Origin of the sequence: Amycolatopsis sp. WAC 04182 (assembly GCF_003947465.1) — a bacterium.
Lineage (GTDB): Bacteria > Actinomycetota > Actinomycetes > Mycobacteriales > Pseudonocardiaceae > Amycolatopsis.
In genome coordinates this window covers 1-714 of record NZ_QHJJ01000041.1, presented here as the reverse complement: position 1 = coordinate 714, position 714 = coordinate 1, and the positions used below count along the sequence as shown (strand labels likewise).

The 714-nt window shown below is 74.6% G+C and carries 1 protein-coding gene and 1 pseudogene; one reads left to right on the top strand and one right to left on the bottom strand.

Going from position 1 to position 714, the window contains the following annotated elements; all coding sequences use genetic code 11:
* Positions 1-280 (bottom strand): hypothetical protein (locus tag DMH01_RS43470; protein WP_233621888.1); only part of this gene is annotated, 280 nt, incomplete at its 3' end.
* 111 nt (positions 281-391) lie between these two features.
* On the opposite strand from DMH01_RS43470, the pseudogene DMH01_RS42395 reads away from it, so the two are divergent.
* Positions 392-714, top strand: a pseudogene (locus DMH01_RS42395) (GntR family transcriptional regulator); the annotation flags it as partial.

Here is a 714-nt window from a genome sequence, read left to right as displayed (position 1 = left end):
TGCTCCTCGGCGACACCTCGGCCTCGATGGGGTTGCTGCTGCCCGCCACCTTCCTGGGCGGCGTGGGGAACATGCTGGTCATCGTCGGCTTCATGGTCACCGCCACCACCGGCCTGCCCGACCGCGAGCAGGGCCTGGCCACCGGGCTGGCCTCGATGTCCCAGCAGATCGGCATCACCATGGGCACCCCGATCATGTCCGCGATCGTCACCGCCGCGACGGCCGGCGTCGCGACCGGCGCGGCCGTCCTGCACGGCGTCACCGTCGCGATCGCGGTCAACGCCGCCCTCGTCCTGCTCGGCGTACTCCTCGCGGCGCTCTTCCTGCCCGGCCGGCGCGCCGCCGGCCCCGCCCTCGAGATCTCCGGCTTCGGTCGGCGGGCGACGTCCTGGTGCGGGCTCGTCCTGCCCGGCTCGCCGCCCGTACCGGCCCGGGTCCATCGGCCGGCGGCCCGTCCTCCCGCGGGGCTGCTGGTCTGGGCGCACGGCGGCAGCTGGCAGCGCGGCTCGGCCTCTCCCGGCCAACCGTCCGCCAGGCCATCCATTCGCTCGTCGACAAGGGCCTGCTCGTGCGGCCGGGGTGTCGGCACCCAGGTCGTGCACAGCAAGGTCCGGCGCCCGCTGGAACTCAGCAGCCTCTTCGACGACCTGGAGGCGGCCGGACAGCGCCCGGCCACGAAGGTCCTGGTCAACACCGTCGTTCCCGCGACCGCCG